Annotated in this window: 14 protein-coding genes; 12 read left to right on the top strand and 2 right to left on the bottom strand. The window is 69.9% G+C overall.

What is annotated here, in order from left to right; translation table 11 throughout:
• From EV644_RS21450 to EV644_RS21400, 11 genes are all read left to right on the top strand, one after another.
• A complete protein-coding gene (locus EV644_RS21450; protein WP_132190457.1) occupies positions 1-729 on the top strand; it encodes a hypothetical protein in 729 nt (242 codons plus the stop codon).
• 29 nt (positions 730-758) lie between these two features.
• The gene (locus tag EV644_RS21445) at positions 759-1952 is read left to right on the top strand and encodes a glycosyltransferase (RefSeq protein WP_132190456.1); all 1194 of its coding nucleotides are present in this window, start codon (positions 759-761) and stop codon (positions 1950-1952) included.
• Positions 1949-2560: an acyltransferase gene (locus tag EV644_RS21440; RefSeq protein WP_132190455.1), complete on the top strand. Its 612-nt coding sequence runs from the start codon at positions 1949-1951 to the stop codon at positions 2558-2560. Before EV644_RS21445 ends, EV644_RS21440 begins: the two co-directional genes overlap by 4 nt.
• The gene (locus EV644_RS21435) at positions 2557-3648 is read left to right on the top strand and encodes a DegT/DnrJ/EryC1/StrS family aminotransferase (protein WP_132190567.1); all 1092 of its coding nucleotides are present in this window, start codon (positions 2557-2559) and stop codon (positions 3646-3648) included. Before EV644_RS21440 ends, EV644_RS21435 begins: the two co-directional genes overlap by 4 nt.
• Position 3649: 1 nt before the next feature.
• Positions 3650-4687, top strand: a complete 1038-nt coding sequence (locus EV644_RS21430) for a Gfo/Idh/MocA family protein (protein ID WP_132190454.1) — start codon at positions 3650-3652, stop codon at positions 4685-4687.
• Positions 4684-5742 (top strand): non-hydrolyzing UDP-N-acetylglucosamine 2-epimerase, encoded by a 1059-nt coding sequence (gene wecB, locus EV644_RS21425; protein WP_132190453.1) that lies wholly within the window; start codon positions 4684-4686, stop codon positions 5740-5742. The genes EV644_RS21430 and wecB overlap by 4 nt, the downstream gene beginning before the upstream one ends.
• 4 nt (positions 5743-5746) lie before the next feature.
• On the top strand, positions 5747-6934 hold the full coding sequence (locus tag EV644_RS21420) for an acyltransferase family protein (protein ID WP_132190452.1): 1188 nt from the start codon (positions 5747-5749) through the stop codon (positions 6932-6934).
• A gap of 28 nt (positions 6935-6962) precedes the next feature.
• On the top strand, positions 6963-8264 hold the full coding sequence (locus tag EV644_RS21415) for a nucleotide sugar dehydrogenase (RefSeq protein ID WP_132190451.1): 1302 nt from the start codon (positions 6963-6965) through the stop codon (positions 8262-8264).
• Positions 8261-10861 carry a glycosyltransferase gene (locus EV644_RS21410; protein ID WP_132190450.1) on the top strand — a complete coding sequence of 867 codons (2601 nt, stop codon included), beginning with the start codon at positions 8261-8263 and terminating at the stop codon, positions 10859-10861. The genes EV644_RS21415 and EV644_RS21410 overlap by 4 nt, the downstream gene beginning before the upstream one ends.
• A 60-nt stretch (positions 10862-10921) precedes the next feature.
• Positions 10922-12115: a glycosyltransferase gene (locus EV644_RS21405; protein WP_132190449.1), complete on the top strand. Its 1194-nt coding sequence runs from the start codon at positions 10922-10924 to the stop codon at positions 12113-12115.
• 301 nt (positions 12116-12416) lie between these two features.
• Entirely contained in the window at positions 12417-13328 is a 912-nt protein-coding gene (locus EV644_RS21400; RefSeq protein WP_132190448.1) for a helix-turn-helix domain-containing protein, read from the top strand.
• 13 nt (positions 13329-13341) lie between these two features.
• Here EV644_RS21400 and EV644_RS21395 read toward each other — a convergent pair whose 3' ends face one another.
• Positions 13342-14217 carry an NAD(+)/NADH kinase gene (locus EV644_RS21395; RefSeq protein WP_132190447.1) on the bottom strand — a complete coding sequence of 292 codons (876 nt, stop codon included), beginning with the start codon at positions 14215-14217 and terminating at the stop codon, positions 13342-13344.
• Positions 14214-15212, bottom strand: a complete 999-nt coding sequence (locus EV644_RS21390; protein WP_132190446.1) for an SPFH domain-containing protein — start codon at positions 15210-15212, stop codon at positions 14214-14216. The genes EV644_RS21395 and EV644_RS21390 overlap by 4 nt, the downstream gene beginning before the upstream one ends.
• Positions 15213-15332: 120 nt before the next feature.
• On the opposite strand from EV644_RS21390, the gene EV644_RS21385 reads away from it, so the two are divergent.
• Positions 15333-16016 carry an NUDIX hydrolase gene (locus tag EV644_RS21385; protein ID WP_132190445.1) on the top strand — a complete coding sequence of 228 codons (684 nt, stop codon included), beginning with the start codon at positions 15333-15335 and terminating at the stop codon, positions 16014-16016.
• Positions 16017-16023: the final 7 nt, after the last annotated feature.

The raw sequence follows: 16023 nt of genomic DNA, 5'->3' as shown, positions 1-16023 counted from the left end.
ATGAAGGTTGTTCTGCTCAGCACCCGCCAGCTTTCCCCAGCGTACTTCGACACCGTCCGCGCCGACCTGGGCGGCCGCCCGGACGTCGGCCTCGACGTGGTGGCGTGGGTCCCGCCGGCCGGTCCGGTCGACGGGCTGGTCGAGGGCTTCACGCTGATCGGCCCGGGCGAGATGCCGGTCGAGACCGTGCCGCCGGCCGTACCGGCGGACAGCGTGTCCACCCCGGCCGCCGATGCCGAGGCCGTTCCCGCCGACGTCAGCGAGGCCGCCAAGGCTCCCGCCCCGGAGGCTGCCACCGACACCGAGGCAGCCGCGGAGTCGGTCGCCGACACCGAGGCGGCCAGTGAGCCGAAGCCTGCGCCCGCATCGGCCAAGCCGCGGCCGACCGGTTCCAAGCACGTCGTCAAGGCCGCGCACTGGCGGTACCGCCAGCTGCGCCGGGCCGGTGGCAAGGTGCTGCCCAAGTCGATCAAGAAGGCGGCGCCGATCCGCAAGCTGACCGCCAACCGGCGCGGCAACGAGCTGTCCAAGAACTACTGGACCCGGGTGCAGGGCCGGCCGGACGTGATGAAGGTCGTCGAGCAGGCCGATCTCGTGATCGCGCTGGACGCCGGCTCGATCTGGGCCGGCTGGCAGCTCGGCCAGCGCAGGACCGACACCCCGGTGGTGCTCGGGCTGCCCGCGGCTCGTCGTGAGCTGGACCGGCTCGTCGGGGCGGGGAACGGGTGAGTGAAGTCAGGTCAGCGCGGGGCGGTGCGGTGGCTGTGACCGCCCCCCGCTCCCTTCGCGACCACCTGCCGGCTCCGCTCGCCCGGACCGCGGGTGCGGTCCGGCGACGGCTGGTGGGCCTGCGCTACTCCTACGCGCAACTGCCTGCCTTCCCGCAGGTTTCGAACGACCCGGTCCGGCTGTTCGTCGGCCCGACCAACTCGGCCGGCCAGGGTTACGCCTGGGCCCGGTCGGCCCGCACTCTTCCCGGGGTGAACGCCGTGTCGTTCTCGGTGCACCGTCGGGGGCAGTTCCAGTTCGCCGACGACTACGGCGTACCGCTGTCCTGGTTCGGGCAGCCGCGGTGGCAGCGGACCCAGGAGCAGCACGTCCTGGGCTCGTACACGCATGTCCTGATCGAGTCGCTGCGCCCGCTGTTCGGCGCGCGCGGCGTCCCGGACGCGTCCGGCGAGGTCAACCGGCTGGTGGAATCCGGGATCAACACCGGGCTCGTCTTCCACGGCTCCGACATCCGGCTGCCCAGCAGGCACGCGAAGCGCGAGCGCTGGTCGCCGTTCAAGCCCGGTGACGACCTGACCGACCGGCTGGAGGCGCAGGCCAGCCGGTTCGCCGCGATCGTGGCGGACGCGGGGGTCCCGGTGTTCGTCTCCACGGTCGACCTGCTGGACGACGTACCGACCGCCCAATGGTTACCGGTGGCGATCGATCCGGAGCCATGGCAGCGGGCGGCTCGTCCTTTGTTCTCGGGCGACCGCCCGATCGTCGTTCACGTGCCGTCGAACCCGCAACTCAAGGGCACCGCGCGGATCGACGAGGTGCTGACCGGCCTGGCCGACCGGGGCCTCGTCGACTACCGCCGGGTCAGCGGCGTCGCCCACGAGCAGATGCCCGCGGTGATCGGCGAGGCCGACATCGTCATCGACCAACTGCAGATGGGCCTGTACGGCGTGGCCGCCTGCGAGGCGCTCGCGGCGGGCCGGCTGGTGGTCTCGTACGTCGGTTCGGTGGTTCGCGACCGGATGCGGAGTCTGACCGGGCGCGAGGTGCCGATCCTCGAGGCGGATCCCGATTCGCTCGGCGCGGTCCTCGCCGACGTGCTCTCCGACCGTGCCGCGGCCGCCGGGCTGGCCGCCGCCGGCCCCGGCTACGTGGCGGAACTGCACGACGGGCGGCGCTCCGCCCAGGCACTCACTGATTGGCTGACTTCGAGGGAGATCGTGTGACGTCCCGGATCGCAGCTTCGGCTGACGTCGACGAGACCGCGGTCATCGGCGACGGATCGTCTGTCTGGAACCTCTCCCAGATCCGCGAGAACGCGGTGCTCGGGACCAACTGCATCGTCGGCCGCGGCGCGTACGTCGGTACCGGGGTGCGGATCGGGAACAACTGCAAGATCCAGAACGACGCCCTGGTCTACGAGCCGGCCGTGCTCGAGGACGGCGTCTTCATCGGTCCGGCCGTGGTACTGACCAACGACCAGTTCCCGCGCGCGATCAACCCGGACGGCAGCCTGAAGAGCGCCTCCGACTGGGAGGCCGTCGGTGTGACGCTGCGGCAGGGCAGCGCGGTCGGCGCCCGCTCGGTCTGCGTGGCCCCGGTCACCATCGGCCGCTGGGCCACGGTCGCCGCGGGTGCGGTGGTCACCAGGGACGTGCCAGACTTCGCGCTCGTCGCCGGGGTCCCGGCCCGCCGGATCAAGTGGGTCGGCAAGGCGGGTGTCCCGTTGCTGGACGTGGGGGACGGCGAGTGGAAGTGCCCGAGCTCAGGTGCGATGTACATCGAAACCGATGGGCGGCTGCGGCCGGCCGACGAAAGCCTGGAGGAGAACTGATGGTGCAGCCGATTCCGGCCGCGAAGCCGATCATCGGGCAGGAGGAGCGGGAGGCAGTCGACCGTGTGATGCGCAGCGGAATGCTCGCCCAGGGTCCTGAGGTCGCTTCGTTCGAGCAGGAGTTCGGCGCAGCGCTGGTCTCCGGCCGAGCCTGCGTCGCGACCAACTCGGGCACCTCGGGTCTGCACCTCGGCCTGCTGGCCGCGGGCATCGGCCCCGGTGACGAGGTGATCGTCCCGTCCTTCACCTTCGCGGCGACCGCCAACAGCGTCGCCCTCACCGGCGCGACCCCGGTCTTCGCCGACATCGAGCCGACCTACTTCTGCCTCAGCCCGGCCGCCGTCGAGGCCGCCGTGACCGAGAAGACCAAGGCGATCATGCCGGTGCACCTGTTCGGTCACCCGGCGAACCTGACCGAGCTGCAGGTCGTCGCGGACAACCACGGCCTGATGATCTTCGAGGACGCCGCGCAGGCGCACGGCGCGACCTGGAACGGCGAGCAGGTCGGCACCTTCGGCGAGTTCGCCATGTTCAGCCTCTACCCGACCAAGAACATGACCTCCGGGGAAGGCGGCATGAACTCGGTCGCGAACGCCGACATCGAGCGCCGGATGCGCCTGCTGCGCAACCAGGGCATGCTCAAGCAGTACGAGAACGAGCTCGTCGGCGTGAACAACCGGATGACGGACCTGCACGCCGCCATCGGCCGGGTGCAACTGACCAAGGTGGCCGGCTGGACCAAGCAGCGGCAGGAGAACGCGACCTTCCTGGACGCGAACCTGCGCGGCGTGGCCGTGCCGACCGTGGCGCCCGAGGCGACGCACGTCTACCACCAGTACACGATCACGGTGACCGAGGACCGCGACGGCTTCGCCGACGCGCTCCGCAACGAGCACGGCGTCGGCTGCGGCGTCTACTACCCGATCCCGAACCATCGGCTGCCCTCGTTCAAGCGCGAGCTGGACCTGCCGGAGACCGAGAAGGCCGCGGCCGAGGTGCTCTCGCTGCCCGTCCACCCCTCGTTGTCCGAGGAAGACCTCGACCGCATCGTGACCGCGGTCGCGACCGTCGCGAAGGCTGGTGCCTGAGATGGCCAACCTGCGAGCCGGACTGATCGGTCTGGGCATGATGGGCAAGCACCACGCCCGCGTACTCGGTTCCCTCGAAGGCGTCGACCTGGTCGCCGTCGCGGACCCGGGTGGCGACAAGCACGGCGTGGCCACCGGCCTGCCGGTGCACGAGAACGTCGAGCAGTTGATCGAGGCAGGCATCGACTACTGCATGGTCGCGGTGCCGACGCAATGCCACACCGAGATCGCCAAGACGCTCGCCGCAGCCGGCGTGCACGCGATGATCGAGAAGCCGCTGGCCGGCTCCTCGGCGGAGGCGGCGGAGATCGCCAAGGCCTTCGAGGCCGCCGGCGTGATCGGCGCGGTCGGCCACATCGAGCGCTACAACCCGGCGCTGCAGGCGCTGCGGGTGCGGCTGGAGGCCGGCGAGCTCGGCGAGATCTACCAGATCACCACCCGCCGGCAGGGCCCGTTCCCGGCGCGGATCGCCGACGTCGGCGTGGTGCTCGACCTGGCCACCCACGACATCGACCTGACCGCCTGGGTGACCCAGTCGCCGTTCGCCTCGGTGTCCGCGCAGAGCGCGCACAAGAGCGGCCGGCAGTACGAGGACCTGATCGCCGTCACCGGCATGCTGCGGGACGGCACCGTGTCCAGCCACCTGGTCAACTGGCTGTCCCCGATGAAGGAGCGCCTCACCGTCGTCACGGGTGAGCGCGGCGCCTTCATCGCCGACACCCTGCTCGCCGACCTGTCGTTCCACGCCAACGGCACCGTGCAGACCGCCTGGGACGACGTCGCGCACTTCCGTGGTGTCAGCGAGGGCGACATGATCCGCTACGCGATCGCCAAGCCCGAGCCGCTGCGGGCCGAGCACGAGGCGTTCCGCGACGCGATCCTGGGCAAGGAGACGGACATCGTCACCCTGCAGCAGGGTCTGGCCACGGTCGTCGTCGCCGAGGCCGTCATCCGGTCCGCGGCCGAGGACGGCCGGTCGGTCCGGCTGACCGACGCTCTGGACGGCACGCTCGAGAGTGCTGGAGCCGCGCAGTCATGAAGGTCCTGAGCGTCGTCGGGGCGCGCCCGCAGTTCGTGAAGCTCGCCCCGGTGTCGGAGGCGTTCGCCGCCACCGAGCATCAGCACGTCATCGTGCACACGGGTCAGCACTACGACGCCAAGATGTCCGACGTCTTCTTCGCCGATCTGAAGATCCCCGCTCCCGACGTCCACCTGGGCGTCGGATCGGGCAGTCACGGTGTCCAGACCGGCGCGATGCTGTCCGCGATGGACGCGGTGCTGGACGAGCACCGGCCGGACTGGGTGCTCGTCTACGGCGACACCAACTCCACCCTGGCCGGCACTCTGTCCGCGGTGAAGATGCACCTGCCGGTGGCTCACCTCGAGGCCGGCCTGCGCTCTTTCAACCGGTCGATGCCGGAGGAGCACAACCGGGTGCTCACCGACCACGCGGCGGACCTGCTGCTGGCCCCGACCCAGGTCGCGATGGACCACCTGGCCAACGAGGGCCTGAAGGACCGCGCCCGGCTGGTCGGCGACGTCATGACCGATGTCTGCTTCCGGGTCCGCGACGCGGTCGAGGACGAGCCGCTCGACCTGCCCGACGGCCTGAAGCGTGGCGAGTACCTGGTCTCCACCATCCACCGGGCCGACAACACCGACGACCCGGAGCAGTTGGCCGCGATCGTCGACGGGCTGGCCTCGCTCGACACCCCGGTGCTGCTGCTGGCCCACCCGCGGCTGGTCGCGCGTTGTGCCGAGTTCGGCATCAAGCTCGAGCGTCCGGGTGGTTCGCTGCACACCGCCGAGCCGCTGGCCTACCCGCAGATGGTCGCGGCGGTGCTCGGCTCGGTCGGCGTGGTGACGGACTCGGGCGGCCTGCAGAAGGAGGCCTTCCTGCTCGGCACCCCGTGTACGACGCTGCGCACGGAGACCGAATGGACCGAGACGCTCGAGGACGGGTGGAACATCCTCACCACCGACCTCACCAAGCTGCCCGAGGTGGCTGTGCGGCCGGTGCCGACGAGCAAGCAGGCCGCGCCGTACGGCGACGGCCAGGCGGCGGGTCGCGTCGTCTCCGCCCTCGCGGGGTAGCCACATGACGAAGGCCGCCGAGGAGCAGGAAGAGGGACAGGTCCGGGCCGCACCCGCGCCGCTGGCTCATGACGAGCCGCCGGCGCCGGTGCCGGCGGATCCTGCCGCACCGCCGGCCACCCGGAAGCGGTTGCCGAGGGTCGAGTCGCTCACCGGCCTGCGCTGGTGGGCGGCGTTCTTCGTGTTCACCCACCACATGACGAACCTGGCGCCGCTGCCGATCTACAAGTTCCTCAAGTTCGGCACCTCCGGCGTGACCTTCTTCTTCGTCCTCTCCGGCTTCGTGCTGACCTGGTCGGCGCAGCCCGGGACGAAGGTACGGACCTTCTACCGGCGCCGCTTCGCCCGGATCTGGCCGGCGCACGCCGTCGCCCTGCTGGCGGCGGTGTTCGTCTTCTACCGGATCCACCCGGACCCGGCGATGAGCTGGATCAAGCCCTTCGACGTCGGCATCCTGCTGCTCTCGGTGGTGCTGCTGCACGGCTGGTCGAACGACCCGACCATCCTGTACTCCGGCAACCCGGCGTCGTGGACGCTGTCGGTGGAGGCGTTCTTCTACGCCTACTTCCCGTTCATGCAGCGGGCCACGGTCCGGCTGAAGACGGCCGGCGGCCTCGTCATGTGCGTCGTCGTGGTGGCGCTCGGTGGCGCCTACCGGCTGGCGCTGTACAAGTGGCCGGACACCGTGCCGGTGCTGCCGCAGCCGGTGCTGCACTCGGTCGCGTTCATCTTCGGCATCGGCCTGGCCATCGCGCTGCGATCAGGCTGGCGGCCGCGCTTCCCGTTCTGGCTGGCGTTCGCGATCTTTGCCGTCGGCATCTACACCCTGTACTACTCCGGTGAGCACCGGACGTTCCCGTTCGCCACCACCATGGCGCTGACCCAGAAGGAGATCCTGACCGTCCTGTACGGCCTGATGATCCTCGCGGTCGCGTCCCGGGACATGCGCGGCGGCAGGTCGTTGCTGCGCAGCCGCCCGCTGGTCGCGCTCGGTCAGTGGTCCTACTCCTTCTACCTCGTGCACGCGACCATCCTCTACGCGATCCGTGAGTTCCACGGCCTCGCGGGTCCGGTCGGCTGGTCGAACCTGACCTGGTACGCCGGTGTTCTCGTGCTCTCGATGTTCGCCTCGTGGCTGCTCTACAAGTTCGTCGAACACCCGCTGGAGCGGCGCCTCAGAGGTCCCCGATGATGACTGATTCATACCTAGTGGAGTTCCCGTGCGAGTAGCAGTAGTTGCCTTAGGCAAGATCGGACTGCCGTTGGCGGTCCAGTTCGCGGCCAAGGGCCACCAAGTGGTCGGCGTCGACATCAACCAGGCCACCGTCGACCAGGTCAACGCCGGACAAGAGCCGTTCCCGGGTGAGGCCCACCTGGCCGAGCTGCTGGCCGAGACGGTCGGCGACGGCCGGCTGCGGGCGACCACCGACTACGCGGACGCCATCCCGGGCAGTGACGCCGTCGTCATCGTCGTACCGCTGTTCGTGGACGAGCAGACCGGCGAGCCGGAGTTCGGCTGGATGGAGAACGCCACCCGTTCGCTGGCCGAGAACCTGACCCCGGGCACTCTGGTCAGCTACGAGACCACGCTGCCGGTCGGCACCACCCGGAATCGCTGGAAGCCGCTGATCGAGGAGGTCTCCGGCTTGGTCGAGGGCCAGGACTTCCACCTGGTCTTCTCGCCGGAGCGCGTCCTCACCGGTCGCGTCTTCGCGGACCTGCGCAAGTACCCGAAGCTGGTCGGCGGCCTGTCCGAGGAGGGCGCCAAGCGGGCGATCTCCTTCTACGAGGCCGTGCTGGACTTCGACGAGCGCGCCGACCTCGAGCGCGGTAACGGCGTCTGGGACCTGGGTTCGGCCGAGGCGGCCGAGCTGGCCAAGCTGGCGGAGACCACCTACCGCGACGTCAACATCGGCCTGGCGAACCAGTTCGCCCGGTTCGCCGGCGCGAACGGCATCGACGTGCACCAGGTGATCGAGGCGTCGAACTCCCAGCCGTACAGCCACATCCACCGGCCCGGCATCGCCGTCGGCGGCCACTGCATCCCGGTCTACCCGCGGCTGTACCTGTGGACCGACCCGGAGGCGACCGTCGTCCGCGCCGCCCGTGAGGCGAACCTCGGGATGCCCGACTACACCATCGGTCTGCTCGAGGGCGCGTACGGCGACCTGGCGGGCGTGCGGGTTGTCGTGCTCGGCGCGGCCTACCGTGGAGCCGTGAAGGAGACCGCGTTCTCCGGCGTCTTCCCGACCGTCGAGGCGCTCGAGGCGCGCGGCGCCGAGGTGTTCGTGCACGACCCGATGTACACCGACGAGGAGCTGCACCGCCTCGGTTTCGCCCCGTTCCACCTGGGTGAGGCGGTCGACGCCGCCGTGCTGCAGGCCGACCACCCGGAGTACAAGGAGCTGACCCCGGCCGAGCTGGCCGGCATCAAGGTCCTCGTCGACGGTCGCGACAGCACCGACCCGGCTCGCTGGGCGGGTGTCCGCCGAATCGTGATCGGAAGGTCGGTGCGCCTGTGACGAGGTCCCCGGGAGATCTGCGGGTGGTGATGCTCGTCGCGAACGAGGTCACCAACGACAGCCGGGTTCGTAAAGAGGCTGCCGCACTGACCGAGGCCGGAGTACAGGTGACTGTGCTCGGTCTCTCGACCGGTGAGGGGTCGCGGGAGATGCTCGACGGCGCGATGGTCGTCCGGGTGGCAGTCCCGTTCACCCTGCGCGAGGAAAGGATCCTCAGCCGCGCCAGGCGGCGGAACTGGCGTCCGCCGCTGGTCGGCTACCCGTCGCGCCAGGCCATGATGGCCCGGAGCCAGCGGGTGCAGGTCGGCCAGCGGGAGCTCAAGTCCGACTCCGGTCACGCGATGAAGGCCAAGCGGCCGGGTGCGGTCGGCGACCTGGCGTTCAAGGCCGGCGTTTTCGCTCGGCTGCTGCGGCGGATCGGTTGGCAGACTGCACAGCAGGGCATCAAGGTCCGCAAGGGCGTCGGCCTGGGGCTGGACAAGCCGTTCCGGTTCGGCTGGCGCGCCTACGACGGCGTGAACCACCGGATCACCTGGCCGGCTCGCTGGCGCCGGGTGCACCCGGAGGCGATCGACCTCGAGATCGCGTTCGGCGATCTGGTCGACCGGCTCGAGCCGGACGTCGTGCACGCGCACGACATGCACGTGATCGGGGTGGCCACCCGCGCGGCCGGCCGCGCGAAGCTGCGTGGCAAGGACCTGAAGGTGATCTACGACGCGCACGAGTACGTGCCCGGCATCGCCCGGTACGGCGCTCGCACCCGCAAGTACATCGCCGCCTGGGCGAACCACGAGCGGGAGTACATCGGTGCCGCCGACCGGGTGATCACCGTCAGCTCGGCGATCGCGGACCGGCTGGAGAACGAGCACAAGCTGCCACGCAAGCCCGAGGTCATCCTCAACACGCCGGACATCCCCGAGTCGGTCGAGATCGAGCGGGACATCCGGGCCAAGGTCCGGCTGCCCGCCGACGTGCCGCTGCTGGTCTACAGCGGCGGGATCACCCCGGTCCGGGGGATCGAGACCGCGATCGGGGCGCTGCCGGAGATGCCGGGCGTGCACCTGGCCGTGGTCTGCGTGCCGTCGACGATCCAGCCGGTCGTCGACACCCTGCGCACCCTCGCCGCCGAGCTCGGGGTCGAGGACCGGGTGCACTACCTGAACCCGGTCGCGCCGCAGAACGTGAGCGCCTTCCTCGCCACGGCGGACGCCGGCCTCATCCCGATGCTGCGCGCCCCCAACCACGAGATGGCGATGCCGAACAAGCTGTTCGAGTACAGCCTGGGCGGTCTGCCGGTGCTGGTCAGCGACATGGCCAGCATGAAGGAGTTCGTCACCCGGACCGGGATCGGCGAGGTCTTCCAGGCCGGGAACAGTGGCGACCTGGCCAAGCAGGCGAAGCTGCTGCTGAGCCGGCCCGACACGTACCGCGAACGGCTTGCCGACCCGGTGTTCCAGCGCGAGGCGGCGTGGAGTGGACAGGCCGACAAGCTGCGCACGCTCTACACCGACCTGCTGGGCCGTGACCTCGAGCCGACTCCGGACACGACGCCGGACACGGTCGGACGGCGGCTGCTGATCGGGCCGGTGAACAGCGCCGGGCAGGCCTACCTGTGGACCACCGCGCTGACTCGCGAGGTGCCGGGGGTCGCGGCCGAGTCGCTGACCACTGGTAGCGGCACGTACGACTTCAAGGTGCACCGCACCGGGACGTACGAGCAGTACCGCAGCGATCTGCGCTGGCAGCTCGAGACGACCTCCTGGGTGCTGCAGAACGTGACCCACGTGCTGTTCGAGGCAGGCCGGCCGATGTTCGGTCAGTTGCCCGGCCAGCTCTGGGCGCAGGACGTGGCGATGCTCGACGCGTCCAACATCAAGCACGGCCTGATCTTCCACGGCTCCGAGGTGCGCGACCCGGCCCGGCACCGCGCGAAGTACCAGTTCTCGCCGTTCGCGGACCGGACCGACGAGCTCACCATCCGGCTGCAGGCGGCAAACGATCTGCTCCGCCAGCACCTGGTCGGCTACGAGGGCAGCCGGTTCGTCACCACGCCGGACCTGCTCGAGTACGTCGAGGACAGCATGTGGCTGCCGGTCGTGGTGAACCCGGACCAGCTGGCGTCGACTGCGCCGGTGCTGGACCGGGAGGTGCCGGTGGTACTGCATGCGCCGTCGGCGAGCGCGCTGAAGGGTTCGGCGTTCGTCGACCCGGTGCTGACCGCGCTGGATGCCAAGGGCGTGATCAGGTACGAGCGGGTCCAGGGTGTTCCGCACTCGGAGCTGGTCGAGCTGATCAAGGACGTCGACATCGTGGTCGACCAGCTGCTGCTCGGTTCGTACGGCGTCTTCGCGTGCGAGTCGATGGCGGCGGGCCGGGTCACGGTCGGCCACGTCGCGGACCACGTCCGGGACCTGCTGCCGACGGAGCTGCCGATCGTGGAGGCGAACCCGGACGACCTGGCCGAGGTGATCGAGCGGCTGATCGACGAGCGCGAGGAAGCCCGCAAGCTCGCCGACGCCGGACCGCGGTACATCCGGGAAGTGCACGACGGCCGCAAGTCGGTCGAGGCGCTGCTGCCCTTCCTGGGTGGCCGATGAAGCAGCCTGGGTGGCCGATGAAGCAGGCTGGCTGGCCGATGAGTCTCGGCGGACGGTGAGATGCGGATCCTGATGCTGGCGCAGTCCCCTATCGCCGGGGACTCGCGCATCCTGCGGGAAGCGGCGGCGCTGACCGCGGCCGGCCACACGGTTCACGTGGTCGGTCGCGATGTGCCGGACGCCTTCCTGGCCGATCACGGTGAGCTGGGAGCCGGCGCGAGCGTCGAGTCCGTCTCGCGTTCAGCCGGCCTCCGGGGCAGCGGGACCGGGCCGGTGGTCGGACACGGACAACGTGGGATCAAGGTGCTCGGCCAGCGGATGGTCAGGTGGCTCCTGCTGCCCGAGCACCGGCTGCGCACCGAGAAGCAATGGCGTACCGCGGCCGCGGCGAAGCTGGCCACGTTCGAGCCGTTCGAGGTCGTGCACGCGCACGACTTCAACACCCTCGAGCTGGCCGCGGAGTACGCCGGGAAGTGGTCGGCGAAGCTCGTCTACGACAGCCACGAACTCTGGTTCGACCGGGCCCTTCCAGGTCGCCCGACTCCGCTCTGGCGGATTCGTGGTCGTCGCTTCGAGACCGCGCTCGCCCAGCGGGCCGTGGTCGTCTTCACCGTCAGCGACGGGATCGCGCAGCGGCTGCGGGAGCGAGGGCTGTCCGACGTCCGCGTCGTGCGGAACACCTTCCCGCGGGCCGCGGCTCCGGCCGAACTGCCTGACACCCCGGCTGGTCTGCTCTACGCGGGACGGGTCGGGGCCGGGCGTGATCTCCCGACCGTTGTCGGGGCTGCTCGGTTGCTGGCGCCGTTCCGCACTCTGTTGATGGGATCTGTCGACCCGAACTACCGGCTCGACCTAGGTGGCGTCGAGAAGGTGCCGGAGACCTCGATCGACGAGGTGGACCGGGTCCTGCAGGAGTCCGGGATCTCCCTGGTCACCCTGACCAACACGTGCGAGAACCACCGGCTGGCTCTGCCGAACAAGCTCTTCCACGCCGTCCGGGCGGGTGTCCCCGTGGTGGCCGCCGATCTGCCCGAGCTGCGGGCGGTGATCACGAAGTACCACCTCGGCACCTTGTACGAGCCGGGCAACGCGGAGTCCTTGGCGGCGGCGGTTCGTGCTGTCATCGCGGACTACCCGGGATACGTGAGCGCAGTACGGGCGGCCGGTGATGAGCTGAACTGGGATCGCGACGCGGACCAGCTGGTGACCGCTTATGTGGCGCTGGCAAAACCACCGGCGAACGCTTCCAACTGATCGTCCAGGGGACAGGCCCCGGCTCTCCAGAACTCATGGGAGCCGGGGCCTTTCTCGTTGTGGTGCAGGTCAACGCGAGGCTTGGACGAACTGCTCCAGGCGGCCGAAGCCTCACAAGAAGTCGACTCCCGAACAGTACTTCCTGTCCTTCCGTACGCCGCTCGCTCGTCCTCAGCAATTGACAGGCGCACGGGGTCAGGTGGCTACGGATGGTTCGTCGTGCCGGCGGCGCGCGAGGCGAGGAGTGGTTCGCGAGGAAATCGATCAAGCGCGGCGGAGGTGAAGCGGGCACTATCAGGGCATGGAGGATGCGTTCGGGAGGTTTGTCGAGGTGCTGGCGGGCTGCCTTGATGATCCGGGGGTGTCGGGGGACCAACTGGCCGCCAGGTTGCATCTGTCGCGGGCTCAGTTTGATCGGGTGGTTGGTGCGGCGGCGGGGGAGGCTCCGGATCGGCTTCGGCGGCGGGTGTTGTTGGAGCGGGCCGCGTTCAAGCTCAGGACGACCGGCGCCGGCGTGCTGGATGTGGCTGTGGAGGCGGGTTACTCGTCCCATGAGGCGTTCACGCGGGCTTTCGGGAGGGCGTTCGGTACTGCGCCCGCGGTGTGGCGGGGGTCGGCGGCCGGGTTCTTGCTGGCGGCTCCTAATGACGTGCATTTCTATCCACCCGGCGGCTTGCGGCTGCCCGCGCGGAGGCAGGTGAGGTCTATGAACTTCGTCCCCGGTCTGATCGAGCACCATGTGGCCGTGGTCGGGCGGTTGCTTGACACTGCGGCCCAGCGGGACCCGGTGCTGGAAGCTCAGTTGGACAAGCCGATCGAGCTGTCGGTGCTGAGCATCGATGTCGATCCGACGATCAGGTCGCTGCTGGCTCGGCTGGTCGGGCAGTTGGAGATGTGGACCTGCGCGATGGCGAACGAGCCGTACGACGTCACCCAGGAGCGCGAGCGGACCCTCGAGGAGCTGCGCGAGCAGTTGGAACGGGTCGGGCCCGCGTTCGTCGCGACGGTGCGGCGGATCGATGCCGAGGATCGGTTCGACGAGACGTTCGTCGACGTCACCGGCGGTGAGCCGTACGTCTTCACCGCCGCCGGCATGATCGCGCACATCCTCACCTACGCCGCCTACCGCCGCACCCTCGCCGTCGGCGCGCTCGCTGCCCTGGGAGCAGACGTCGAAGACGACCCACTCGCCTGGTTCAACCCATCACCCTGACCCACACTTCGGTTCAACGCATCAACCTGAGTCGCGTCTCTGCGACGGCGATGTCGAGGCCCTGGCCCCAGGTGATCGTCAGAGTGTCCGACTCGATGCCGTCGCCGAAGACCACCAGGTCGGCCTCGGCGGTCACAGTCAGCCGATCTTCCGACGACAGCAGGCCTTCCGTGCAGCTCGTGCCGGTAGCCGGCGACGGCCACGCCTCCCGCACGAACCAGCACAACGCCTGCTCCGTTGCCGAAGGCAACCGCAGTCTGCTCCCGCGCTCCTGCCACGCCGACCGGCACCACCCCGTGGAACCTGTCCCGGTGCCGACCAGCAGACCGCTCGACGACTGCCTCTCCTCGAGCCCTTCGGGTGACGCCAGCCGGTACCGCGCCGACTGGTGGCTCCGATGCCCGACGTACACCTCGTTCAAAGCAAGCAACGTCTGCCCGTCATCAGTGCTCGCGGCAACCATCGTCCGCTCCTCGACGGCGCTCGACCGCAACAGATCCGGTACTGCGGCCGGCTCGTGCGGCACCAGTACTCCGGGGTTGCGCCCGGGCTCCGGGTTGACTCCGATCACCGCCTGTCCGTCGAGGTACTTCGCCACGTTCGCGACCAGCCCGTCCTGCCCGACCGCGATCACCAGATCCTCGGGCCCGAAGACGAAACGGTCGAGGTCGTTGCGCTCAGCAACAGCTCGGCGCCAGTCCAGCGGGATCGACGCGGACACCGTTGCCAGCGCCTCCTGCTGCGCCTGGTGACGCGCGTCCAGCTCGGCCAGGTCGCGCCCCCGGCTGGACAGGAAGAAGCCGGCCTGCTGGCGGGTGCCGTGCCGGGCGACGAGCTCGGTGAGCTCCGTCGCCCGGTGTACGACGACCGCCCGGGGTGGCAGGCTCATGCCCGGTCCCCGGCCGTCAGCTTGGTCAGCAGCGGGGTGATCAGGTCGGGCGTCAGGTTGAGCGTGCCGATCTCCGGCAGCGCGCCCTGCTTGATCGCCATCGCCAGGATCATCCCCTGGTCCAGTTCCGCGTAGGCCTCCAGCAGCGCCTTCTCGGCCGCGGCCTCGGCGGAACCGATCACCCGCTTCGCGTCGGCGTCGGCCTCGGCCAGCGACCGTCGCCGACCCGCGGTAGCCTCGGTCTCGATCCGCCCGGCAGCGGCGGCCTCGGTCGCGCGCTGACGCTCGTTCTGCCCCTTCTGGGTGACCAGCTGCTCCTCCCGCCGAGCCAGCTCGATCTGGTTCTGCAGTTCGTTCTCGGCGATCGACCGCTCCCGCTCGACGGCCATCGCCCGCCGCTCGTACGTCGCCTTGTCCGCGGCCTGCTGGACCATCTCCCGGGTGGGAGTCTGCAGTGCGCGTTCCACGTCGCTCTCGGCCCGTACTGCGACCACGCGGACGTCCTCTACGCCGATCCCGAGCCCGGTGAGCCGCTGGTCCTCGCGCAGCCCAGTGCTCATCGCCAGTCGGAGCGAAGCCATCCCCTCGGAGAGTGCCTGGGTGAGGTTCATCCGGGCCAGCAGGTCGAGCGCGGTTTGCTGCGCGAGCTCGGTCAGCAGACCGCCGAGCTGCTCCAGCGGAGTGGCTCGCCACAGACCGGTGTCCGGGTCGATCCCGAAGTCGAGCCGGGTCGAGGCGAGTGCCGGGTCGGTCACCCGGTAGGTCACGGTCGCCTGCACTACGACGTCCTGGAAGTCCAGCGTCCGTCCGTGGAACAGCAACGGCTGCTCACGGTCGTCGATCGGGACCTCGCTCAGAGACGAGTTCAGCGCCCGGAACCAGAACGCCTGGCCGGCGCCGTCGTGCGCGACCCTGCCGTTGCGCAGGTGCCGCACGTGGGTGGTGGGGTTGGCCCGCAGGTGGCTGATGAAGCGGAACCGGGTGATGTCGGCCATCGGTCGTTCTCCTGTCTCGCCGCCCGGATCCGCCCGGCCGGCTCTGGATCTCGTTGTCGTCACTTTGACGATAAGACCCTGCATCGCTTTTCGTCAAGGTGACGATTAGAGTGGCCTACCATGGACTTCGTGCCGCTGGGCGTGGCTGCCGACCTGGCCATCCTGACCGTTCGCGACGGCTCGCTGGAGGTGTTGCTGATCCGCCGCGGGATCGCCCCATACAAGGGCCGCTGGGCGCTGCCGGGCGGATTCGTCCGCCCCGAGGAGGACCTGGAGGCCGCCGCCCGGCGCGAACTGAGCGAGGAGACCGGCCTGCTCTCCGACCGGATCCACCTCGAGCAGGTCGCGACGTACGGCGAACCCGGCCGGGATCCGCGCGGCCGGGTGATCAGCGTCGCCTATCTGGCCCTCGTCCCGGATCTCCCCGCGCCGGTGGCCGGGACGGATGCGGCGTCGGCCTCGTGGGTGCCGGTCGGCGATGCACTGGAGGACCCGAAGCGGCTCGCGTTCGACCATCACCGGATCCTCACTGACGCGGTCGAAAGAGCCCGGGCGAAGCTGGAGTACTCCTCCCTGGCCACCGCGTTCTGCGCCGACGAGTTCACCATCTCGGAGTTGCGCGGGATCTACGAGGCCGTCTGGGGCGTCCCGCTCGACCCGCGCAACTTCCACCGCAAGGCCACCAAGACCGACGGCTTCGTCATCCCCCTCGGCGCCACCACGACCCGCGACGTCGGCAGGCCCGCGCAGCTCTTCCGTCGTGGGCCGGCCACCACCCTGTATCCACCTCTGACCCGCGGCTGACGCCGGC

Origin of the sequence: Kribbella orskensis (genome assembly GCF_004342085.1) — a bacterium.
GTDB lineage: Bacteria > Actinomycetota > Actinomycetes > Propionibacteriales > Kribbellaceae > Kribbella > Kribbella orskensis.
Note: the sequence above shows the minus strand (reverse complement) of the source record. Positions and strands in the feature narration are given on the sequence as shown.